Annotated in this window: 19 protein-coding genes and 1 pseudogene; 3 read left to right on the top strand and 17 right to left on the bottom strand. The window is 40.6% G+C overall.

What is annotated here, in order from left to right:
* Positions 1-11: 11 nt before the first annotated feature.
* From MHI32_RS15670 to MHI32_RS15635, 8 genes are all read right to left on the bottom strand, one after another.
* Positions 12-1,934, bottom strand: a complete 1,923-nt coding sequence (locus MHI32_RS15670) for an AraC family transcriptional regulator (protein WP_340010186.1) — start codon at positions 1,932-1,934, stop codon at positions 12-14.
* 133 nt (positions 1,935-2,067) lie between these two features.
* A complete protein-coding gene (locus MHI32_RS15665; RefSeq protein ID WP_076184914.1) occupies positions 2,068-3,015 on the bottom strand; it encodes an ABC transporter substrate-binding protein in 948 nt (315 codons plus the stop codon).
* Positions 3,016-3,040: 25 nt separating this feature from the next.
* Positions 3,041-4,090 (bottom strand): NAD(P)/FAD-dependent oxidoreductase, encoded by a 1,050-nt coding sequence (locus MHI32_RS15660; protein ID WP_076130518.1) that lies wholly within the window; start codon positions 4,088-4,090, stop codon positions 3,041-3,043.
* Positions 4,091-4,115: 25 nt separating this feature from the next.
* Complete coding sequence (locus MHI32_RS15655; protein WP_339167894.1) at positions 4,116-5,426, bottom strand: NtaA/DmoA family FMN-dependent monooxygenase; 1,311 nt, start codon at positions 5,424-5,426, stop codon at positions 4,116-4,118.
* 208 nt (positions 5,427-5,634) lie between these two features.
* Complete coding sequence (locus MHI32_RS15650; protein WP_076184916.1) at positions 5,635-6,441, bottom strand: AraC family transcriptional regulator; 807 nt, start codon at positions 6,439-6,441, stop codon at positions 5,635-5,637.
* A 146-nt stretch (positions 6,442-6,587) separates the two neighbouring features.
* Positions 6,588-6,872, bottom strand: coding sequence for a hypothetical protein (locus tag MHI32_RS15645; protein ID WP_076217679.1), 285 nt, complete (start codon positions 6,870-6,872; stop codon positions 6,588-6,590).
* Positions 6,873-6,895: 23 nt separating this feature from the next.
* The gene (locus tag MHI32_RS15640) at positions 6,896-7,255 is read right to left on the bottom strand and encodes an iron-sulfur cluster assembly accessory protein (protein ID WP_076184918.1); all 360 of its coding nucleotides are present in this window, start codon (positions 7,253-7,255) and stop codon (positions 6,896-6,898) included.
* A 21-nt stretch (positions 7,256-7,276) separates the two neighbouring features.
* The gene (locus tag MHI32_RS15635; protein WP_340010183.1) at positions 7,277-8,677 is read right to left on the bottom strand and encodes an MFS transporter; all 1,401 of its coding nucleotides are present in this window, start codon (positions 8,675-8,677) and stop codon (positions 7,277-7,279) included.
* A gap of 166 nt (positions 8,678-8,843) precedes the next feature.
* Here MHI32_RS15635 and MHI32_RS15630 point away from each other — a divergent pair, with 166 nt between their 5' ends.
* Entirely contained in the window at positions 8,844-9,494 is a 651-nt protein-coding gene (locus MHI32_RS15630) for a metalloregulator ArsR/SmtB family transcription factor (protein ID WP_076130513.1), read from the top strand.
* A 194-nt stretch (positions 9,495-9,688) separates the two neighbouring features.
* Here the strand turns inward: MHI32_RS15630 and MHI32_RS15625 are convergent, their stop codons facing one another.
* The 4 genes and pseudogenes from MHI32_RS15625 to MHI32_RS15610 form a co-directional block, all read right to left on the bottom strand.
* Positions 9,689-10,204 carry a nuclear transport factor 2 family protein gene (locus MHI32_RS15625; protein WP_076184923.1) on the bottom strand — a complete coding sequence of 172 codons (516 nt, stop codon included), beginning with the start codon at positions 10,202-10,204 and terminating at the stop codon, positions 9,689-9,691.
* A 65-nt stretch (positions 10,205-10,269) separates the two neighbouring features.
* Positions 10,270-11,280: pseudogene (locus tag MHI32_RS15620) on the bottom strand (LLM class flavin-dependent oxidoreductase).
* A gap of 205 nt (positions 11,281-11,485) precedes the next feature.
* A complete protein-coding gene (locus MHI32_RS15615) occupies positions 11,486-11,662 on the bottom strand; it encodes a hypothetical protein (RefSeq protein ID WP_175617337.1) in 177 nt (58 codons plus the stop codon).
* Between the two features lie 207 nt (positions 11,663-11,869).
* Complete coding sequence (locus MHI32_RS15610) at positions 11,870-12,505, bottom strand: TetR/AcrR family transcriptional regulator (protein WP_076184924.1); 636 nt, start codon at positions 12,503-12,505, stop codon at positions 11,870-11,872.
* Between the two features lie 720 nt (positions 12,506-13,225).
* Between MHI32_RS15610 and MHI32_RS15605 the strand changes: the two genes are divergently transcribed.
* Positions 13,226-13,387 (top strand): hypothetical protein, encoded by a 162-nt coding sequence (locus MHI32_RS15605; protein WP_239498742.1) that lies wholly within the window; start codon positions 13,226-13,228, stop codon positions 13,385-13,387.
* A 332-nt stretch (positions 13,388-13,719) separates the two neighbouring features.
* Here the strand turns inward: MHI32_RS15605 and MHI32_RS15600 are convergent, their stop codons facing one another.
* The gene (locus MHI32_RS15600) at positions 13,720-13,914 is read right to left on the bottom strand and encodes a hypothetical protein (RefSeq protein ID WP_248548626.1); all 195 of its coding nucleotides are present in this window, start codon (positions 13,912-13,914) and stop codon (positions 13,720-13,722) included.
* Between the two features lie 71 nt (positions 13,915-13,985).
* Complete coding sequence (locus MHI32_RS15595) at positions 13,986-15,251, bottom strand: YncE family protein (protein ID WP_076184930.1); 1,266 nt, start codon at positions 15,249-15,251, stop codon at positions 13,986-13,988.
* A gap of 444 nt (positions 15,252-15,695) precedes the next feature.
* Between MHI32_RS15595 and MHI32_RS15590 the strand changes: the two genes are divergently transcribed.
* Positions 15,696-16,508 (top strand): class I SAM-dependent methyltransferase, encoded by an 813-nt coding sequence (locus MHI32_RS15590; RefSeq protein WP_076130506.1) that lies wholly within the window; start codon positions 15,696-15,698, stop codon positions 16,506-16,508.
* A 93-nt stretch (positions 16,509-16,601) separates the two neighbouring features.
* On the opposite strand, the gene MHI32_RS15585 is transcribed toward MHI32_RS15590, so the two are convergent.
* The 3 genes from MHI32_RS15585 to MHI32_RS15575 all read right to left on the bottom strand — a co-directional run bounded on the left by MHI32_RS15585 (position 16,602) and on the right by MHI32_RS15575 (position 17,930).
* Positions 16,602-16,793, bottom strand: coding sequence for a hypothetical protein (locus MHI32_RS15585; protein WP_340010179.1), 192 nt, complete (start codon positions 16,791-16,793; stop codon positions 16,602-16,604).
* Positions 16,794-16,921: 128 nt separating this feature from the next.
* Positions 16,922-17,185: a hypothetical protein gene (locus MHI32_RS15580; RefSeq protein WP_339167879.1), complete on the bottom strand. Its 264-nt coding sequence runs from the start codon at positions 17,183-17,185 to the stop codon at positions 16,922-16,924.
* Positions 17,186-17,342: 157 nt separating this feature from the next.
* Positions 17,343-17,930 carry a DUF1349 domain-containing protein gene (locus MHI32_RS15575; protein ID WP_076184931.1) on the bottom strand — a complete coding sequence of 196 codons (588 nt, stop codon included), beginning with the start codon at positions 17,928-17,930 and terminating at the stop codon, positions 17,343-17,345.
* Between the last annotated feature and the right edge of the window lie 43 nt (positions 17,931-17,973).

Raw genomic sequence — 17,973 nt, 5'->3', positions numbered from 1 at the left:
TATCTATTAAACTATTTACTAGTGCCAAGTAACAAATTCACAATCGTATCAAGCTGAAGCTCTAATGAAAAAGGATCTTCCATTACGAATTCATCATGATAATTATCACCATACAAATAAACTTTGCCATTTTTCACTGCAGGGATGCCTTTCCATATGTTACTTTCCATTGCTTTATTGGTAGCATCCGCATCGCCATTATAAACAAAAACATAATCACCTAAATATTCTGGAAGCACTTCTAATGAAATCGATTCAAATCCCTCCGCCATATTTTTTGCACTTTCTGTTGGAGGCAGCTGAAGCATATTATATATAGTGGAAGAACCATAGTTTCCTCCCTTTGCCGCTAAGACGTATACCGCCTTTTGTGAAAACTGAACAATCGAAACGGTTTCCTCTTCCTTGATAACCCCGGCAAGTTTAGACTTTGCTTCAGCTACTTTCTGTTCATATTCCGTAATCCATTCTTCTGCTTCTTTTTCTTTTCCGAATATTTTGCTTACACTCCTAAATTTATCAAGCGGCCCTGCTGTTTTTAACCCCTCCCAATAAGGCAGAAATACAGTGGTCCCAATTTTCTCATATTGTTCTATGTTCTCATCGATCGAACCGATAATTAAGTCCGGATCTAGCATCGTTAATTTTTCCAGATTTAAAGGGAAATCCCCTAAATCCTCAATTTTCTCGATCGTTTCTTTGGGTATGTCCGCTTTTTCCATCCAGCCTTCATCCAGCATAAACGTTCTTGCTCCGATGGGTACAATTCCTAATTTCAATAAATGCCCCATATATTGGTCAGCCGCCACTCTTTTCGGCTCTGCTGGTACTTCCACATCTCCCTTAGGCGTTGATACTATTCGAGTGTTCGTACTTTCTTCTGATGTTGCTTGATTTACGGTTCCATTTCCATTACTTTGTTCCTTCGTAGCAGTACCCGTCCCACTTGAGCAAGCACCTAATAATAGAGAACCGCAAAGCAGTAAAGCGGCCGTCGTCTGAGATTTTGTCATTTTAAACATATGTAATTCCCCTTTTTCCATATTATAATAATGATTATCATTATTAATATACTGTTGAACGATGGGTTCAAAAATAGAGGATGTGGGGAAGTTTAATGGACTTTCAGCAACTTTTGGCCGCTGTGACTCTTTTGTTCTAATATGTGCAGGGGATACACCTTTTCTTTTCTTGAAAATTCGGCTGAAATAATATACGTCTTTATAACCAACGCTTGCTGATATTTCCCCGACCGAAGCATCTGTTGTCATTAAAAGCTCTGTTGCAAGTTCAAGCCGAAACCGAATTAAGTAATCAATCGGACTCATACCTGTGTACTCTTTAAACAAAGATGACAAATGATAAGCACTGAAATTAAATACTTCCGCAAGAGAATCTAATGTAATTGGCTCCGCATAGTACTCCTGAATGTAGGTGATTACTTGGACTGCAACACTGGTCTGTTTCACCTCAGTCTCTTTTCTATGTAATTCTTTTAAAACCTGATGAATGAATTGATAAAAAAGTGATTTTACGTTGAGTCTCTCTTCTTGCTCGTTCCATTTTTGATACATCAATTGCATTTTGTTATAAAGTAAAATGGGTGCATCAGGGGAAAAACAATATTGTGATTGGAACAGATCCTCCTCTTGAATCCATGCACGGTAATAAATGATATAGTAAACAAAATTCTTACTTGTCGGAACAATATTAAGTGTCGCCCCTTTCCCGCTATGCAGGACTTGAAATCCTGTAAAAGAAAATTCAGAGTGATCTAACTGAACTTGAGCGCTCCCTTGTACCGAAAGTAAAAATATACTGGCAGGAATCTTGTACTTATGAAGAATTTCGCCTTGAACCCTTTCAATATGGCGCACATCCAATAACTTGACCGTCGCTTGGTCCCAAAGCAATATTTCATTGCTTTTGTACATAATGACTACCCCTCCGTTATCTGTCTAATACTCATCATAAATGATAACCATTATCAATAACAGTCAAGATATTTATCTTAATAACAAAAATCCGATTGCCCTAAAAGGTGCAATCGGATTTTTTAATATAAATTTATTGTTCAGACGCCAATTGCAGAAAATGATCTGCAGCCAAACGGACAGCCAGGATACTTGCGCTATTGAGTGAGTTATCAAAGATAAGAACATGATTGTTTTTCACTGCTTCCAGTGAGTTCCACACGTTCGAAGTTTCCTTGTCCTTGATGGCTGCCTTTGCGATATCCATATCATGCTGGATAATAATATAATCAGGATTCATGCTGTATATCCCTTCCAGAGAAAGGGCCCCTCCCTCTTCAGGATATCCCTTCGGTGGCAACAACCCGAAGCCTACAGTTTGATTGTAGTACATCGTGTTTTTAGAGCCTTGAGCATTAAAATTAGCTTTTCCGTCGACCCGTAGTAAAGCAAAGGTTTTATTCTCAAGACTACTTAGCTGTTCTTTTGTTTTTGCAATCATTTCTTGGGTTTCCTTAATGGCTTGTTCCGCTAATGTCTCTTTACCAACAATCTGAGCACACAGCATCGTCGTTTTTTCCCAGGTATCGGTGTAGTCAATTAAGATGACTGGTGCAATCTTATTCAACTCTTCATAATTGCTATCAACAGAACCCTTGAAGGTTACAATCACATCAGGCTTTGCTTCCATGATCATTTCCAGATTCGCATTGCTGCTGCCCAAATCAATGATTTCAGCAGTTCCAGCGTAAGGCTGTAAAGTAGCAAAATCCTTCATCGCTTCCGCTGCGTTAGTTGATGCGATTGGAGGCGTATCAAGAGCAAAAAAGTAATCTAAATACAAGGGATGCAGAACCGCTATACGCTCAGGTCGTGTCTTGAGCACCACTCCATTGTCGCTGGCATCCGCAATTGTTCTTGGCCATCCTGCTTCTTCGATCTTGCCAACTTCTGGTGTAGGCGTGACTGAAGTTTCGGAACACCCAGCCAGTAATCCTACTAGTATAATTAAGGATGTAATCCATCCATATAGTCTTTTCATTTGGCTCCCCCTTGAGTTGTTATCATTACTGTCTGTATAAATGCTTCATTAAATCACGGTTTTTCTGCGTGAACAGGTCATTATGTGAAGACACCATCCCGGACGAATTTGCCTCCGGTGTGATGTATTGTTTGGCTTGGTTTACCGCATTGGCAGCATCCTGGAATGCCCCCGCGATCAGGTGCAGTTTCCCCTCATGATGTAGAACATCCCCTGCCGCATAAATACCCGGCACGGATGTCCCGCTCATTACTGATCCTGAAATCCGGTGTTCCCACAGATCCATTTTAATTTCACTGTTCACCAGCAGTTCTTTGTCGCGCTCATAACCGTGATTAATGATGACCTCATCGACAGACAGCTCAAATCCCTCTCCGTTGTCATTACTTTTTAGCAGTACAGTCCCTATTCTTTCGTGATCCGGTGTGGCAATCAACTTTTCGATTGAAGTATTTAACAAGCACTCTACGCCATTGTTTGCCAAGCGTGAAATATCGGCTTCATGCCCCTTTAAGTTCTCTTTCCGGTACGTCAGAAACACCTTTTTGGCAATCGGAGCCAGTTCATTCGCCCAGTCTACAGCAGAATGGCCGCCTCCCGATATTAGGACAGTCTTCTCTTTAAAGCGGGCAAGTGACTTCACCGTATAATGCAAATTTGTGATTTCGAATCTTTCGGCACCCTTGATTTCGAGCTTGACCGGCTTCAAAATGCCTCCTCCAATGGCCAATATGACAGTTTTAGTGAAATGCTTCCGGTTTGCGGCTGTGTGTAAAATAAAGTAACCTGCTTCATCTTGCGAGATGGATGTGACCTTTTCATTAAAGGCAACCTCCGGTTGGAAAGTCATCCCTTGACCAACCATTTGTTCAATAAGCTGCGAGCCAAGAATAGGCTGTAAGCCTCCCACGTCCCAGATCATCTTTTCCGGATAGACATGCACTTTGCCGCCAAGCACAGGTTGGAATTCTATAATTTTGGTTTTCATTTCACGGAGTCCGCTATAAAATGCAGCAAATAATCCAGCCGGACCGCCGCCAATAATCGTAACATCAAACAATTCCTCTTCATGCATCGTTCAATCGCCTCATTTCTCTTTTTTAAATCCCTAAATGCTCACGGAAAGTGCTACCCGTATATTCGCTCCGGAATAAGTCTCTTTCAACCAGCTGCGGTACCAACTTCTCAAAAAACAGCTCCATAGATTGTTCCGAACCGCCTGGCAGGGCGATGAAGCCATCTATAGCCCCCGCTTCAAACCGTTCAATAATATCGTTCAGCACATCCTCGACTGTCCCGACAGATACCCAATGTGCAGATCCGACAATCTCCGGCCTGTCCAAGATTTCTTTCACTGTAGGCTGATTTTTAATAATATAACGCCGTAACAACTCAGCATGAGTCCGGCTGCGGACGGCCTGACTGGAATCGGGTAACATATCGGCAGTTACTCGCTTATCTAAGGGATAACCGCTTAAATCAAGACCCAGCACCGATTTAAGCGAAGCATGTCTGCGTTCAAGGCTTAAATTCGCATGTGCAGCCTTATGTAATTCAAGTGCTTCTTCGCGCGTATCGGCCAGGAAAAAATATAAGCCCGGCAAAACTTTGATAGCATCCGGATCACGGCCCTGCTCAGCCGCTCTTCTTCTCAGATCATTCCTTAGTTCCACTCCCGATTCGATATCCGGCATTGCGGCAAAAATAGCATCAGCTACAGATGAGGCGAAATTCCGTCCAATATCCGAAGCCCCAGCTTGGAATAGCGGCGGCGTTCCTGACTTGTGAGCAGGCAAAGTAAGCGGCCCTTTTACACTGAAAAATTCCCCGGAATGATTAATGGCAGTCACTTTATCCTTATCCGAAAACATACCTGACTGACGGTCGATAACGATCGCTTCATTCGGAAAACTCTCCCAAAGCTTGCATACAACATCCGTGAACTCCATAGCCTTGGCATATCTCTCTTCCGGTGACGGCATAGGTGAGTCGCTGAAATTATCGGCGCCTTCAATAGAAGTGACAATATTCCAGCCGGCGCGTCCATTGCTCAGCCAGTGTAAGGACTGCAGCTGCCTTGCAACAACATACGGCGGATTAAAAGTAGTGGAAATCGTCGTTACCAGTCCGATCCGCTCGGTTTCACGAGCTATCGCTGCAAAAAACAATGCAGGGTCTGGGCTGCCGAAATTTGAGGAATCTCCTAACATCTGCGGGCTAACATACAGATAATCAGCTCTGAAAAGAAAATCGAGCTTTGAATTCTCAGCCATTTTTGCCAAATCAATATAGTAATCAATAGACTCCATCTTTTCTACTCTGCTATCCGGATGCCGCCAGCCGTCTCCTTTCATCCAGGTTGCATTTAAGGACAGGCCAATACATAATTGTTTGGGTCTTTTTTCTGTCATATCTACCAGCCTTTCATTTATAAATCAATTTACTGATAATGATTCTCAGTTACAAAGGTGAGTTTATCAAAAATTTAAATAAATTCAAATGTACAAATCTCAAATCCAGCATGCATCATTATTTAATCTAAATAAAAAAAGTCTGCACTTCTGGCTTATCACCAGTAGCTGCAGACGTAGTTCAAGTACAAGAAGCTCATTATGTACATTATTTATAGGCAGAGGGAGAAACACCGAATTTCTTTTTGAATAATCGGCTGAAATATAGTGGATTGTCATAACCGACACGGTCAGCAATCTCGCGGATAGGAAAATTACCTGCTTTGAGTAATTCACAGGCCCGTTGCAAACGATAATTAACGACATAGTCGATGGGTCGTAGTCCCGTATATTTATGAAAGAGGTAAGAGAAGCGGTTGGCACTCATTGCATGCTGTTCCGCTAACTCACCGAGTGTAAGTGAATTCATATAATGAAGTTTAATATACGCAAGGGCTTCGTCTACCATTCTTTGATTCGGAGAACGATCGTTCTCTCTGTAACTGCACGCAATCAGAACCTGGTGCATCAGGCTTAAGAACAACTCCTTGATACGCAGCTTCCCAATTTCTCCGGATGGATGGGCATTCTGATGGAGCATAATTAGTAATTCAATAATTTTTAGATTCGCTCCCGGCTCCAGCTTGAAATGAGAGTCAAATTCGTGAGTACTATTCAATTCTTCCGGCATATCCAATTTATAAAAAAGGGAGTAATACTCGAGCTCAGATTGTCCTATAACCTGCGAATCCATCTGCATGCCCGGAGCAGCATGAAAAACTGATCCTGGCCGTAATTCATATACCGTTCCATTCACACATATTCTGGCTCCCCCGCGAATGATAAATAGAAATCCATGCTTAACGGTGGTGAATTCACTTAATAAGCTTTTGGGCTGGATGACTAAGCGGCTTCTATCTTCTATTTCATAGACACCTTTAGTAAATGCCTTTGCTAATTTATCCAAATTTATCAATGCTCTGCACCTGCTTCCTAGCACCATGCTTCTTATAAAAATCAGATCCAATTCTGATATTTATTTAAAACAGTATAGACAATAGTATGCGAAATTGCTAGAAGTGTAGTAGATATTCTACTGTAAATTGCAACCCAAGAAGATGTTCAGGAGATTTTGCTTGAAAATATGCCGTTTTCATTACAATCAATTTGAAGAAGTTCATCCTGTAAAATCCAAACATCAGTTTTTTCAACAAAGAAATGAAATCCGCCAATGGATTGAACCCATGCGGGATCGATCGGTGTAGCACTTGCATTAATTCCAACAGTGAAAGCATCAGAGCCTCCACCGGCATATTTTGCGTAAATTCTTACATATTGCCCCTCTTCCAAACCCCATTCATTCTTAAATGAATCCAATGCTTTTTCGGATACTGCAAATGATATCATTCCTCTTCTCTCCTTCCTGCTGTTTAATCACATTTTTTTATTTCGCCACGATAATTGGCCATTCTGAAACTGGCTCCGCATCCACATGAAGCTTTTGCATTAGGGTTATTCATAGTGAATCCGCCTACCATTCCACTCTCTTCATAGTCAATTTCAAGACCGTCAATATATGGAATACTATTCGGGTGAACCAATATACTAAAATCTTGTTTATTTAATATAATATCCTCTTCTGCTTGCTGCTCATCCACGACTAGGGTATAGGATAGTCCACTGCATCCTCCTTCATCAACACCCACTCTTAGAAATGGATTTCGGATATTCGCACTTGATAAGATTTCGGCGATTTTTTCTGATGCTTTGTCACTGACCTCGATGAACATTGTGAACTCCTCCTTCGTTTATTAGTTTTTCAAACCTAAAGATTGGATACCCGTTCCTATTTGTTCAGCTACTGGTGAGATCCGAGTGCTCGCAAATAAACTCATTACAATCAACAAGAGATGGAAACCCATTGCTACAATTAATCCGGATTGGAGTGACATTCCGCCAGCCTGACAAACCACAAGGATGGAACCGCCGATCCCGATAACTACACCGGGTGTAAAAGAATCCGCAAATTGCAGATTAGCCGAGGTGTTGCCGACACCTCCTTCTCCTGTCTGAGAAAACGCCACAACACCGCTAATCGGATGCGCCAATCCAATGCCGATTCCAGCGATGATCTGTCCAATAACTGCTACGGTAACGGTCACAACGGGTATCCAAAATACGATAGTAATCCCTATGGCAAGCAGCAATACACCCAGAATAATTCGCGTATGCCGTCCACGGCCCTGATCTGCCGAATCCCACCGTCCTTGCAGATACGCTATGACGCACCAACTCAACGCAGCACTCGCTACAATCAATCCGGCCTGAGAAGGCGTTATTCCTTTCACATCGATTAGAGCCAATACCAAGAAATTCTGTGTGCTGGTATAGGCAGCGAAGAACAGCCCACGTGTTGCCAGAATAGCTGGCATGCCTCTTCTAAGCGTAAGAGTTCCCTTCGGTAGCAGTTTGCGGAGCGGAAATATCATAAGTACTAAGCCGATAATGACTAAAACAAATCCCATAATGCTCGGAAGCATGCTTAGACCAACTAAGAAAATCCCTGTACCCATCGTTAACAGTAACGCATTCCAAGTTGATGAAGCTCCGATATCCCCTTGCGTCTTCGGTGTTTTTAATTTCGTGAACGCAGGTAAACTAAGCAGTGCTGAAATCATCAGGATCGGTAATATTCCCCAGAAAACAAACCGCCAGGACCACTGATCTGCAATAAGACCTGCAACGTAAGGACCGAGCATGGACGGAAGAACATAGGCCGTACCAAATGCTCCGAGTATTTTGGCGCGTAATTCATCCGGGTAGCTTAAGGATATTGCTGTGTACACACAAGTCATCATAGCTCCGGCACCCAAACCCTGCATGGCCCGTGATCCTATCATGGTATACATATCGCCTGATGTTGCGGCAGCAATCAACCCAACGATAAACAAAAGAAGTGCGATAGTGAACGGTACTGCAGGTCCTCTTCTATCTATGATTCGACCGACGACCAGAGTTCCGATAATCTGCGCAAGCAGATACGTACTGAATATCCAGCCAAACAGGCTAAGGCCGTTCAAATCTCCAGCAATTGAAGGGGCAATGGTGGTTACGGACAGGCCTTCGAATCCAACGGCCATCACTGACAGAATAATACCTATGGATAGTGCAAAATAACGTGGGCTGAAAATACTTTGATGATTAGACGACATGAAATGTGACCTCCAAGAAAATTGGTATGTATACATCGTATCCGGACACTTAGTAAACATTTTTGTTTATAATGTCTAAGCTACAGTTCAGCTTTGACTTTGTCAACATTTTTGTTTAAAATGTAGTCTGTGATGTAGATTTAGTTGTTTCAGTAGGAGGTGCAACATGAGCCGAAATCAAACCAAAAAGGATGTCTCAACCAAGACCCGAAGAGCGATCATTGATCTGTTAAAGCAGCAAGGGGGAATGGATGTTATGGCACTCTCCTCGCAGTTTTCGCTATCTGGAATGGCTATTCGTCAACATTTGAATGCGCTGAAAGAAGAAGGGCTGGTTACTAATAAAGAAGAGTCCCGTCCCATGGGGCGACCCACCAAGCTATGGATCTTAACCCCCGCGGCCGATCGGTTTTTTCCAAGCGGATATTCGGATTTATCCGTCAGTCTGATCCATTCCATGAAAGAAGCTTTCGGAAACGAGGGGCTGGACAAGCTGCTGGCTGTTCGAAATAAGAATATGCAAGAACAATATCTTCAGCATCTTGGTGATACAGCAGACGTTAGAGTGAAGCTGGAGAAACTGGCTGAGATTCGAACAAGTGAAGGGTATATGGCCGAGGTTAAGGAGCAGGATGATGGCAGTCTTTTATTCATTGAGAAACATTGCCCGATCTGTGAAGCTGCTGCTGTATGTACCGGGTTATGCAAAAATGAGTTACATCTATTTAAAACTGTTCTAGGTAATAATGTTCATATTGAACGGGGGGAGTACATATTAGCGGGAGGAAGAAACTGTGTTTATACGGTTAGACTCTGACAATTTCTGTGGCACTTTCCAAACACTTCCATTTCACACATGAGCATCCAATGACTAGCGATATGAACCATTATCATAATATTCATTACAAATAAATAACAACCCACAGCCAAGATTTATAATAAATATGATCTTGGCTGTGGGTTGTTATATTTTAGCTTTTACCCTCTAATGGTTTATAACGCAGGAATACTTCATTCAATCCAAGGCTTACGAACCCAACCATCTGTCCATTCAGACGCTTGAGTTATAGCACCGCTTAATTTTTTGAAGTACCACTTTCCATTTACCTTAACGAAATGATCAACATAGTTCCCGGTCATTACTACTGCGTCTTCTTGGGATCTGTCATTTTTATTAATAATGGTAGCAAGACAGTTCAAATAAAACTTTCCAGTAGCACTATTCCCATCAGAAGCTATTACGATTTCTGGTGACGTTATATAATGTACGACCCATACAATATCCTTAGAAGCTGCAACGAAATGCTTCTTTATCTCATCATGGCCTGTTGCCTCGCCACCAATACCAGTAACTAACCAATGTCCATCTGGTATGAATAATGAGGCGATTCCATCCGGGTCATAATGGTTATCACAATAACGTGCGTACTGATACTTTAACTGTTTGATTGCTTCAATATCTTCTAACCGAGCTATTCTTTGTTCTAAGCTTAGATTATCGTTTAATGATTCATTTAAATTCAACATTTTCGACTTCCCCTTCAATGATAAATTTGATAGTTGTGCTCCGTTTTTCTAATCCTTAATAAAAATTATAATTCTTTCAAATTAAAAGCTCGCGCCAGCAGTTCAATAGATTTAACTCTATTATTAGCTCCTGAGATATTTGGCAGAATAGTTACTTCGTTCACTCCATATTTTTTTGCAAGATTCTCAATTTGTTCCTTAACATGATTTACATCACCAACTACAACGCGATTGCGATTACGATGAATAGTTTCTTTCTCAAATGAACTGTATGAATAGATCTTTGCAGTTTCAATTGAAGGGTAAGAATTTGGAGTTTGTGCAGACTCAGCTTTCAAAAGCCATAAATCAAATGCTTTTGCGAGCTCTTCTGCCTCTTCATTTGTTTCTGCGATTACAGCAAATACAGCAATCATTACATGAGGTTCTTTAAACAATTTGGATGGTTTAAAGTTTTCTCGATAGTGATTTATTGCTCTTATCCCTTCTCCATAAGGATTAATAAAATGAGCAAACGTATATGCAGCGCCATTATCAGCAGCTATTTTGGCACTTCCTCCTCCCCCACCCAAGACCCACATTTCTGGAGTTGTAGAAATATCAGGCGTAGTGAACAAATCTTTGAAACGATGTTCTTCTGGAAAATCATTCGTTAAGAAACTTTTTAGATCCATAACTTGTTGCTCTTAGGAAAGTGGTCTAGTTTTCTCTTCATTAAGTGCGTGAGTGACTAATCTATTTGCTCCGGGAGCTCTTCCTATACCTAAGTCAATACGATTAGGGTACAGAGCCTCTAGCATCCGGAAGTTTTCAGCCACTTTATACGAGCTATAATGAGGAAGCATCACTCCTCCAGAACCGATTCTTATGTGATTTGTTGAAGCCGCAAGATGCATCATGAGCAGTTCAGGAGTACTTCCTGCTAAGGACTGCATTTGGTGATGCTCTGATACCCAAAATCTCTTATATCCAAGTTGATCCGCTCTTTTTGCCAACTCCGTTGTCTGAATCAATGCTTCTTGTGCATCGTAATTTTCGTCCACTGGCGAATAGTCCAATATGTTTATTGAAATCATGTTTCTCAAAGGGCTCCTTTTATAAGGGAATATTTATTATCCTCGTATTGAACAATTAGTTGGCGTATTTATTTTGAAAACACCCATATATTTGCATGCGCATGCATATAAAAGGTTAATATGATTATCCTGTTATTTATGTTTACTAGTTTTCTAAATTAGAATGTTTTGCTTTACTTTGAGATTTTAATCCATAGTTCCGACCTTACACCACCCTATTCATTTTTTTCGCCACAGGTACCCAACCTTCGATAAAAAATAGTTTCTCCCAAGCAATATCTCCTTCATTCCCATCCATCACCTTCTTCACCCAATGCGGTTCCACAATAAATTCCCGACCCATGGCAACAAGAGTAATCCCACTGTTTAGGATGTCTAGCATTCTTCTGGACTATGAATAAAACCTACTGCCACTAGGGGAAGACGATCACCGTGTAAAGTACTCAAACGCTCAGTAAATAGTTTTTCATCCTAAGGTCTCCATAAAGACCCCCGGTTGGCGTTGCTTAGAGAACAAATAACCATTTCTAGAACGTGTTCTAAATTTAAAGCAAAAATCCATAGTTGTCAAATAACTATTTCCAAAAATTTATTCGTACAAAGCTCTATACGCCTCTGTAACTATACTATTCAAATAAATCCTTAAGATTTTTTGAACATTCTTTTGTAGGTCATAGCTCCCATCTGTCAGGCACCACTCGAAGATGAGTCCTTTAACTAAAGTGCAAATATCATTAGCAGCTTCATGTATATCTACATCTGGCGATATAAATTCCTGTTCTTGCCCATGTTTTATGGCAATGATCGACTTTTCAAAAAATGGAACCTTGTGGATTTCTTCTGGGGAATGTTTATCACGTGTATTTAAGCTTTTATTTTTAGTGGAATAGTAATTTGATAAAAATTCAATACCCATCTCCATACAATAAGAAATGTAAATATGATAAATTTGAGCGATGTTCTTTTTCACATCATCATCAAACAGAATCTCGTTTTCATCCATGTACTTTTCGTACCCGTATGCTAAATAATAGGTCAAAAGATCATCTTTGTTTTTAAAATGATGATAAAACGTACCTGTAGATACGTTGGCTTCTTTGCATACATTACGAACCGTTAAATAGTCGTATTCATATTCTTTCAGCATCCTGATGGCTGCATTATGTATATTTTCTTTGACTTGTTGCGATTTTAACTGACGTTCAGTTAGTACCTTTTTCTTCATTGTAAAACTCCCCCCCTGATCAAACCAATACATTCAGAATTCTTATATCAGCCATTTTACTTGATACTCTTAATGTTGTACATGTCATTGGAAATAAGTCAGCCTTGGAACAGGTCTGCGGAGTTCGACCAGAAATCTAAGTAAAGTTTTGCCTAGTGTGTATACCAGTTCACGCATTTCTTCACTATGATATTTCATCGACACATAGGGAGCGTCTGTATGACAAATGCTGGGATTAATTTAACTATTAGTCAGAGCAAATACTCATTACAACCCTGCAGGTGTTATGTTTCTAATATATACATCCACATATGTTTTTTTGACTCGGACCAAACAGAACAGATCTACGTCCTCTGACGAATTAATAAGTTCGATCGATAAATAGGATGACATAGATAAAGGACGGCACGCGAGAGGTCTCTTCTTAATTTATCTACCCTGGCTCTTCACATGAGCAACCCAATCGATTCGAAATTATTTTCTTAATGTCCATTCCTTTCTTCTATTAAACTGCATACTTTATTCTATCAAAAAGAAAGGAGCTGAATGCAATGGGACTTAGTTTTCGTAATAGTACCAGTGTAACCATATATGTTGCCTTTGCATATTACTCCTCTGCAAGCTGTAATAAGGGCTCTATCCCCTTAATACCTTGGCCCAGCTGGTACGAAGCGGTAGGTTGGTACACAATTAATCCAGGTCAAACGGTAGAGGTATTGAATGGGGCAGTCAACAATCGTGAGATATATTACTATGCCGAATCTGCAGATAGGCGTCTTGTATGGTCAGGTGTTAACTATCTTACTCTACCGCAAAATGCTTTCAAACTTTGTGGTGGCGCAGGTTACTGTGCTGCTCCGCTTTGTAGAAGGCTTGGATTGAGAAAAATCAGTATTGGTAACTACAGAAATTACACGGTTAATATTGTATCCACTAGTATTCAAAGTCAATCTAAGTTTTTAAATGTCAACACGGCAGTTCCTGGTAAAAGGAAAAATGTTGGCCGGAGTACCTCTCCTATTAAAGGTCTTCGAGTTGTACAACCTGCTGCAGGCAGGAAATCTATCTCGAAACATTAGGCGGAAAAAAGTAGAAACAGTCTTGGACTTTCGTATTCAGTCCAAGACTGTTTCTACTTCTCTCATATACAAAACTCCAAGATACAAACCCCCAGCCTCTTCCTTACCGGAAGAAGGTTGAGTTACTGATTATCACTAAAGATAAGGGTTCCTTGTTAACCCTGCTGCCGGTATTATGCGTTCTTCTGCTGCTGTCCCGCTGCTACCCTCTTTCTTTTGTAGTACAATCGTGAATTCACCTATGCCCGGAACGTAGATACGTGCTGCAGAATGCTCTTTGTCCATACTCGACAATAGGATCATAATTTCTTCTGCCGATGTTATTTTCATCGTATGATTCACCCCCTGCGGTAAGATGAAGAACAGAATTTAGAGTGTACTAAATTCTTTGTCCTTGCTTCCTACGGATTGACACCGACTGAGAACGGACGTGCACCTACAGGAATAACACTAATCACAGTCTGGGTAACCCCATCAATGACCGATACCGTGTTATCATCCTGATTGGTGATATAGATGCGATTGGTCAATGGATTAACTCCTGCACCATTAGGGTTATTCCCGACCGGAATGGTAGTAATCACCGTATTCGTTAAACCGCCAATCACCGACACATTGTCGTCATCCCGGTCTGGCACATAGATGGCATTGGTTGATATGTTCACTCCCAATTCAGCCGGAGTCGTTCCTACAGGCAAGTTAGTTATCACAGTATTGCTGGCTCCATCAATGACTGAAATGGTGTTACTGGTAAAGTTCGAGACATAAATCCGGTTCGTTAAGGGATCAACGCCCACCCGAAATGGATTAACCTGAACGGGAATCTGCGTAATAACCATATTCGTAGACCCGTCAATGACGGTAACAATATCCGAGTTGAATTCAGCTACATAAATAGTATTGGTTAAGGAATTCACGCCGATCCCCGTTGGAAAAGGAGAACCGCCGGCGGGAATAATGGTAGTCACCACTGTGTTGGTTAATCCGTCAATGACAGTAACACTATTATCATTAAAGTTAGCAACATAGATAGCATTGGTAGCAGTATTGACCGCGACAGCACCTGCTCCATCCCCGGCAGGAATGGTAGCCAGCACCGTATTGGTCGCTCCGTCGATAACGGATACGTTGTCGCTGTTCAAATTAGCAACATAAATACGATTAGTTAACGGGTTTATGGCTACTCCCGCAGGATTCACACCTACAGGGATGACTACTATCACCGCACCTGTTGCCCCGTTGATCACAGAAACATCATTGCTATTGAAATTGGAAACATAAATGCGGTTAACGGAGCCTGTGGCTCCCCCATTTTCAGTTCCCAGCAGCTCAGATGATACAAGCCGGTGGGCGGTAACCAGCTCCCCGTCTGTATTTTTGCCCCACATGGAAATTTCCGTCTGTAATTCTGCAAGACCTTCCGTTGTAAAGACAAACTCATAGGCATCCAGATTGGCAAAGTAATTTCTTGTAATCACCTCGTCTGGAGAAATAGTAACAAGCTCGCTTACATACAAGGTCCTTGTGAGGGTTAAATTGTACCCTTGGATCAGAATTGCGGACTGATTTAACGCATCCCGGTTATCAATCTTGACCGTCACCTGTTCAGTAGGTCTGAAACCGCTCACAGCGCTATTATCAATAGGTCCTGATGATAGAATGGCCATTCTAGTGAATCCTCCCTTAATTAAAGATTTAATATAAACTACCAGTCTCTCTTTAATGTATGTAAGAACTGTAGTCGGGATTGGACTATACAATAGCTAGAATTAAATTATAGCTTGACTGCCTATTTATCTAGGAAAGGTGTGTGCGAGTCCAGTTGCATGCCTAGAGCAGCATGAAAAACTGATCCTTCTCGTAAATTAAAATATCGTAACATTCATACTTATTCTGGCTCCCCCTGCGAGAGATAAACAGAAATTCATGCTTTATTTCACAATTGGAAATTTTAGTGGGAAATTTTGGATGGATATGTTCATGGGAAAATGGTAGATTATTCTATGGTTAATCCCTCAGCTTGTTCGTGTTCGATATATGTTATTGGGATTACGCGCAAGTCGGGAGATATGTTTAGGCTTATATAATCTATATTTGGGGCGGGTGTCTGCATGGACAAAAATTCTGGTTATAGAACAAACGTTATAGGCGCTGGTGAGGTTGGCGTCGCCATCTCGGTCGATATGGATACGAATACTATTCATGAAACAAACAGCTTATTTTGGGATACAAAAGGAAATGAAGTTTTAGGAGCTACTGCACTTCCTCTTTATGGAGCATTTGTATCGGAAGAACAATGCCAACTTTTTGGTGATGTCTCAGGGAAAAAGTTGCTGGAGATAGGCTGTGGAAGCGGTCAATCTTTGCAATATCTGGGGGAACGCAATGCATCTGAACTATGGGGTACGGATATAGCAGAGAACCAAATCGAAAAGACTAGGCAACTTTTGACGGAGCACGGTCTTTCAGCAAAATTGATCTGCTCACCTATGGAAGAAGAATGTGGCCTGCCAGAGGATTATTTTGACTTTGTATATTCGGTTTATGCCATAGGCTGGACAACTGACCTTGAGGGTACTTTTAGCCGGATTGCTTCTTACCTTAAAAAAGATGGATCATTTATTTTCAGCTGGTCTCACCCTATACACAAATGTGTTGTTGCAGAAAATGATATGCTTGTTTTTAAAAAATGTTATTTCGATGAATCTTGGTATTCAGTATCTCTTGATGAAAGTACGCTAACTTTATCGGATCGTAAATTATCAACTTATGTGAATGCGCTATCTAAAGCTGGATTTGTTATTGAGCAAATGATTGAGCAATCTGATGATGAACTTATGCAGTCGCGGGACGATAAAAGCGATTTTGCAAAAAAAGCAAAGATGCTTCCTGTAACTTTTGTAATTAAAGCAAGAAAACTCTAGCATCCGATACCTATTGAACAACCTTACAACGTAAAAATTTATTTTTCTAAGCCGATCCAGAAAAGGATCGGCTTATTTGATAGCTTTTTAAGATCAATCTTGTCTTTTCTCAACAGATTTCATGCGGTTTTGATCATCTGGCACTCGGTCATTACTGAATTCCTGGCCTGCTTCTGCTTCACCATGACCGGAAGCACTTCGGGCAAAATTTGTGAACTGCCTCTTCTGCTCATCCAGCTTGTGTTTACTTTTAAGAAGCTCCTGCGGATCTTGATTTGTCATCATTATCACCTCGCAAAATAGATTCATGCTGTTTATTCGCACTACATAAGTTTTCCATAATAGGGCGGTGCTTATGCAAGATAAAAAAACTCCTGCTCACCATAAGCAGAAGTTTCTAAATGAAGTTCTAGTTAACGAAAAATATCAATTATTTTATACAAAACAAGGTATTCCAAAACAACAATCCCACCGCAAATGAGTATAAAAAACTGAAGCCTTGCCGTATTCATTCTATCCTTCCAATACTCTCCCCGGAATAATGAAATGATGTTAGGTGTAAAAGTATGCCTAATCGATTCGCTATAATCATCTTTATTCACGAAGAACACGCGAAATAAAAATTTATATACTGGAATATTTAAGAACAGTAATAAAATGATCATCACAAGACTCAATGTCCTCGCCTCCCAAGATCCAATTATCCTAATTTTACCACATGGATAACTATAGAAATCGGAAACTGATGACAACTTTATAACCACTCCATTAAAAAAAGACCTTCCTTTTAGGAAGGCCCTTTTGAGTAATATTCACTTTCAGCTGCGTAAACGACTATTTATGCTCCAACCACTTACACTCTGTAATTTCCATTTCGGTGAAAACACCTTTAAATGAAGAATTCTCTGGGCTACAAGCATATAAGCCAAAATTTATTTCCTCATTCCCTTCAAACAAATGAAAAATACGCATCTGTTCAAATATAGTCCCGTCCAAAGAGCTTTCAATACAGAAATCACTTTCGCGTCGACTTAGTCTATAATACATAGTTTTAATGTTTGCATCGATATCAGTTGTTGCCCAATCTGAATATCCGTGATTTGTAACCACACTTCCAAGTCTTTGGAATTCCTCATTTTCATATTCTACCGATGCCTTGAACCAATTATCACTGTCCTGATAGATGACTATCCCACACTGCTCGTATCTATGTGTACTATCATAATCTGTTCTTACTATAAATGAAAAATACTTCTCAGCAGTTTTCATTAACAGTGCAGGTGAATTATCATTTCTAAAACCATAATAGGTTCGTTGCCAAAAATCTGTATTCGGCATCGTTACAAATTCAATCCTGTTTTCTGTAATAGAGTAATCATTGATTGGATTTATCCAAAAAAGCTGTTCTTTATCAAAGTTCATTGCTCTACTCCTCACTTTTTATAAAGTTTTGTCAACCATTTTC

It is taken from the genome of Paenibacillus sp. FSL H7-0690 (genome assembly GCF_037980415.1).
In the GTDB taxonomy this organism is placed as follows: domain Bacteria; phylum Bacillota; class Bacilli; order Paenibacillales; family Paenibacillaceae; genus Paenibacillus_AQ; species Paenibacillus_AQ odorifer.
The sequence above is the reverse complement of the archived record's forward strand: the minus strand, read 5'-3'. Positions and strand labels throughout refer to the sequence as shown.

Excerpts from the sequence above, each read along its gene's own strand:
- MHI32_RS15590 (WP_076130506.1), top strand. The coding sequence starts at position 15,696 with ATGGACAAAAATTCTGGTTATAGAACAAACGTTATAGGCGCTGGTGAG.
- MHI32_RS15585 (WP_340010179.1), bottom strand. The coding sequence starts at position 16,793 with ATGATGACAAATCAAGATCCGCAGGAGCTTCTTAAAAGTAAACACAAG.
- MHI32_RS15640 (WP_076184918.1), bottom strand. The coding sequence starts at position 7,255 with ATGTTCATCGAGGTCAGTGACAAAGCATCAGAAAAAATCGCCGAAATC.
- MHI32_RS15600 (WP_248548626.1), bottom strand. The coding sequence starts at position 13,914 with ATGAAAATAACATCGGCAGAAGAAATTATGATCCTATTGTCGAGTATG.
- MHI32_RS15575 (WP_076184931.1), bottom strand. The coding sequence starts at position 17,930 with ATGAACTTTGATAAAGAACAGCTTTTTTGGATAAATCCAATCAATGAT.
- MHI32_RS15670 (WP_340010186.1), bottom strand. The coding sequence starts at position 1,934 with ATGTACAAAAGCAATGAAATATTGCTTTGGGACCAAGCGACGGTCAAG.
- MHI32_RS15660 (WP_076130518.1), bottom strand. The coding sequence starts at position 4,090 with ATGCATGAAGAGGAATTGTTTGATGTTACGATTATTGGCGGCGGTCCG.
- MHI32_RS15605 (WP_239498742.1), top strand. The coding sequence starts at position 13,226 with ATGGGGCAGTCAACAATCGTGAGATATATTACTATGCCGAATCTGCAG.
- MHI32_RS15665 (WP_076184914.1), bottom strand. The coding sequence starts at position 3,015 with ATGAAAAGACTATATGGATGGATTACATCCTTAATTATACTAGTAGGA.
- MHI32_RS15645 (WP_076217679.1), bottom strand. The coding sequence starts at position 6,872 with ATGATATCATTTGCAGTATCCGAAAAAGCATTGGATTCATTTAAGAAT.
- MHI32_RS15625 (WP_076184923.1), bottom strand. The coding sequence starts at position 10,204 with ATGTTGAATTTAAATGAATCATTAAACGATAATCTAAGCTTAGAACAA.
- MHI32_RS15615 (WP_175617337.1), bottom strand. The coding sequence starts at position 11,662 with ATGCTAGACATCCTAAACAGTGGGATTACTCTTGTTGCCATGGGTCGG.
- MHI32_RS15655 (WP_339167894.1), bottom strand. The coding sequence starts at position 5,426 with ATGACAGAAAAAAGACCCAAACAATTATGTATTGGCCTGTCCTTAAAT.
- MHI32_RS15595 (WP_076184930.1), bottom strand. The coding sequence starts at position 15,251 with ATGGCCATTCTATCATCAGGACCTATTGATAATAGCGCTGTGAGCGGT.
- MHI32_RS15635 (WP_340010183.1), bottom strand. The coding sequence starts at position 8,677 with ATGTCGTCTAATCATCAAAGTATTTTCAGCCCACGTTATTTTGCACTA.
- MHI32_RS15630 (WP_076130513.1), top strand. The coding sequence starts at position 8,844 with ATGAGCCGAAATCAAACCAAAAAGGATGTCTCAACCAAGACCCGAAGA.
- MHI32_RS15610 (WP_076184924.1), bottom strand. The coding sequence starts at position 12,505 with ATGAAGAAAAAGGTACTAACTGAACGTCAGTTAAAATCGCAACAAGTC.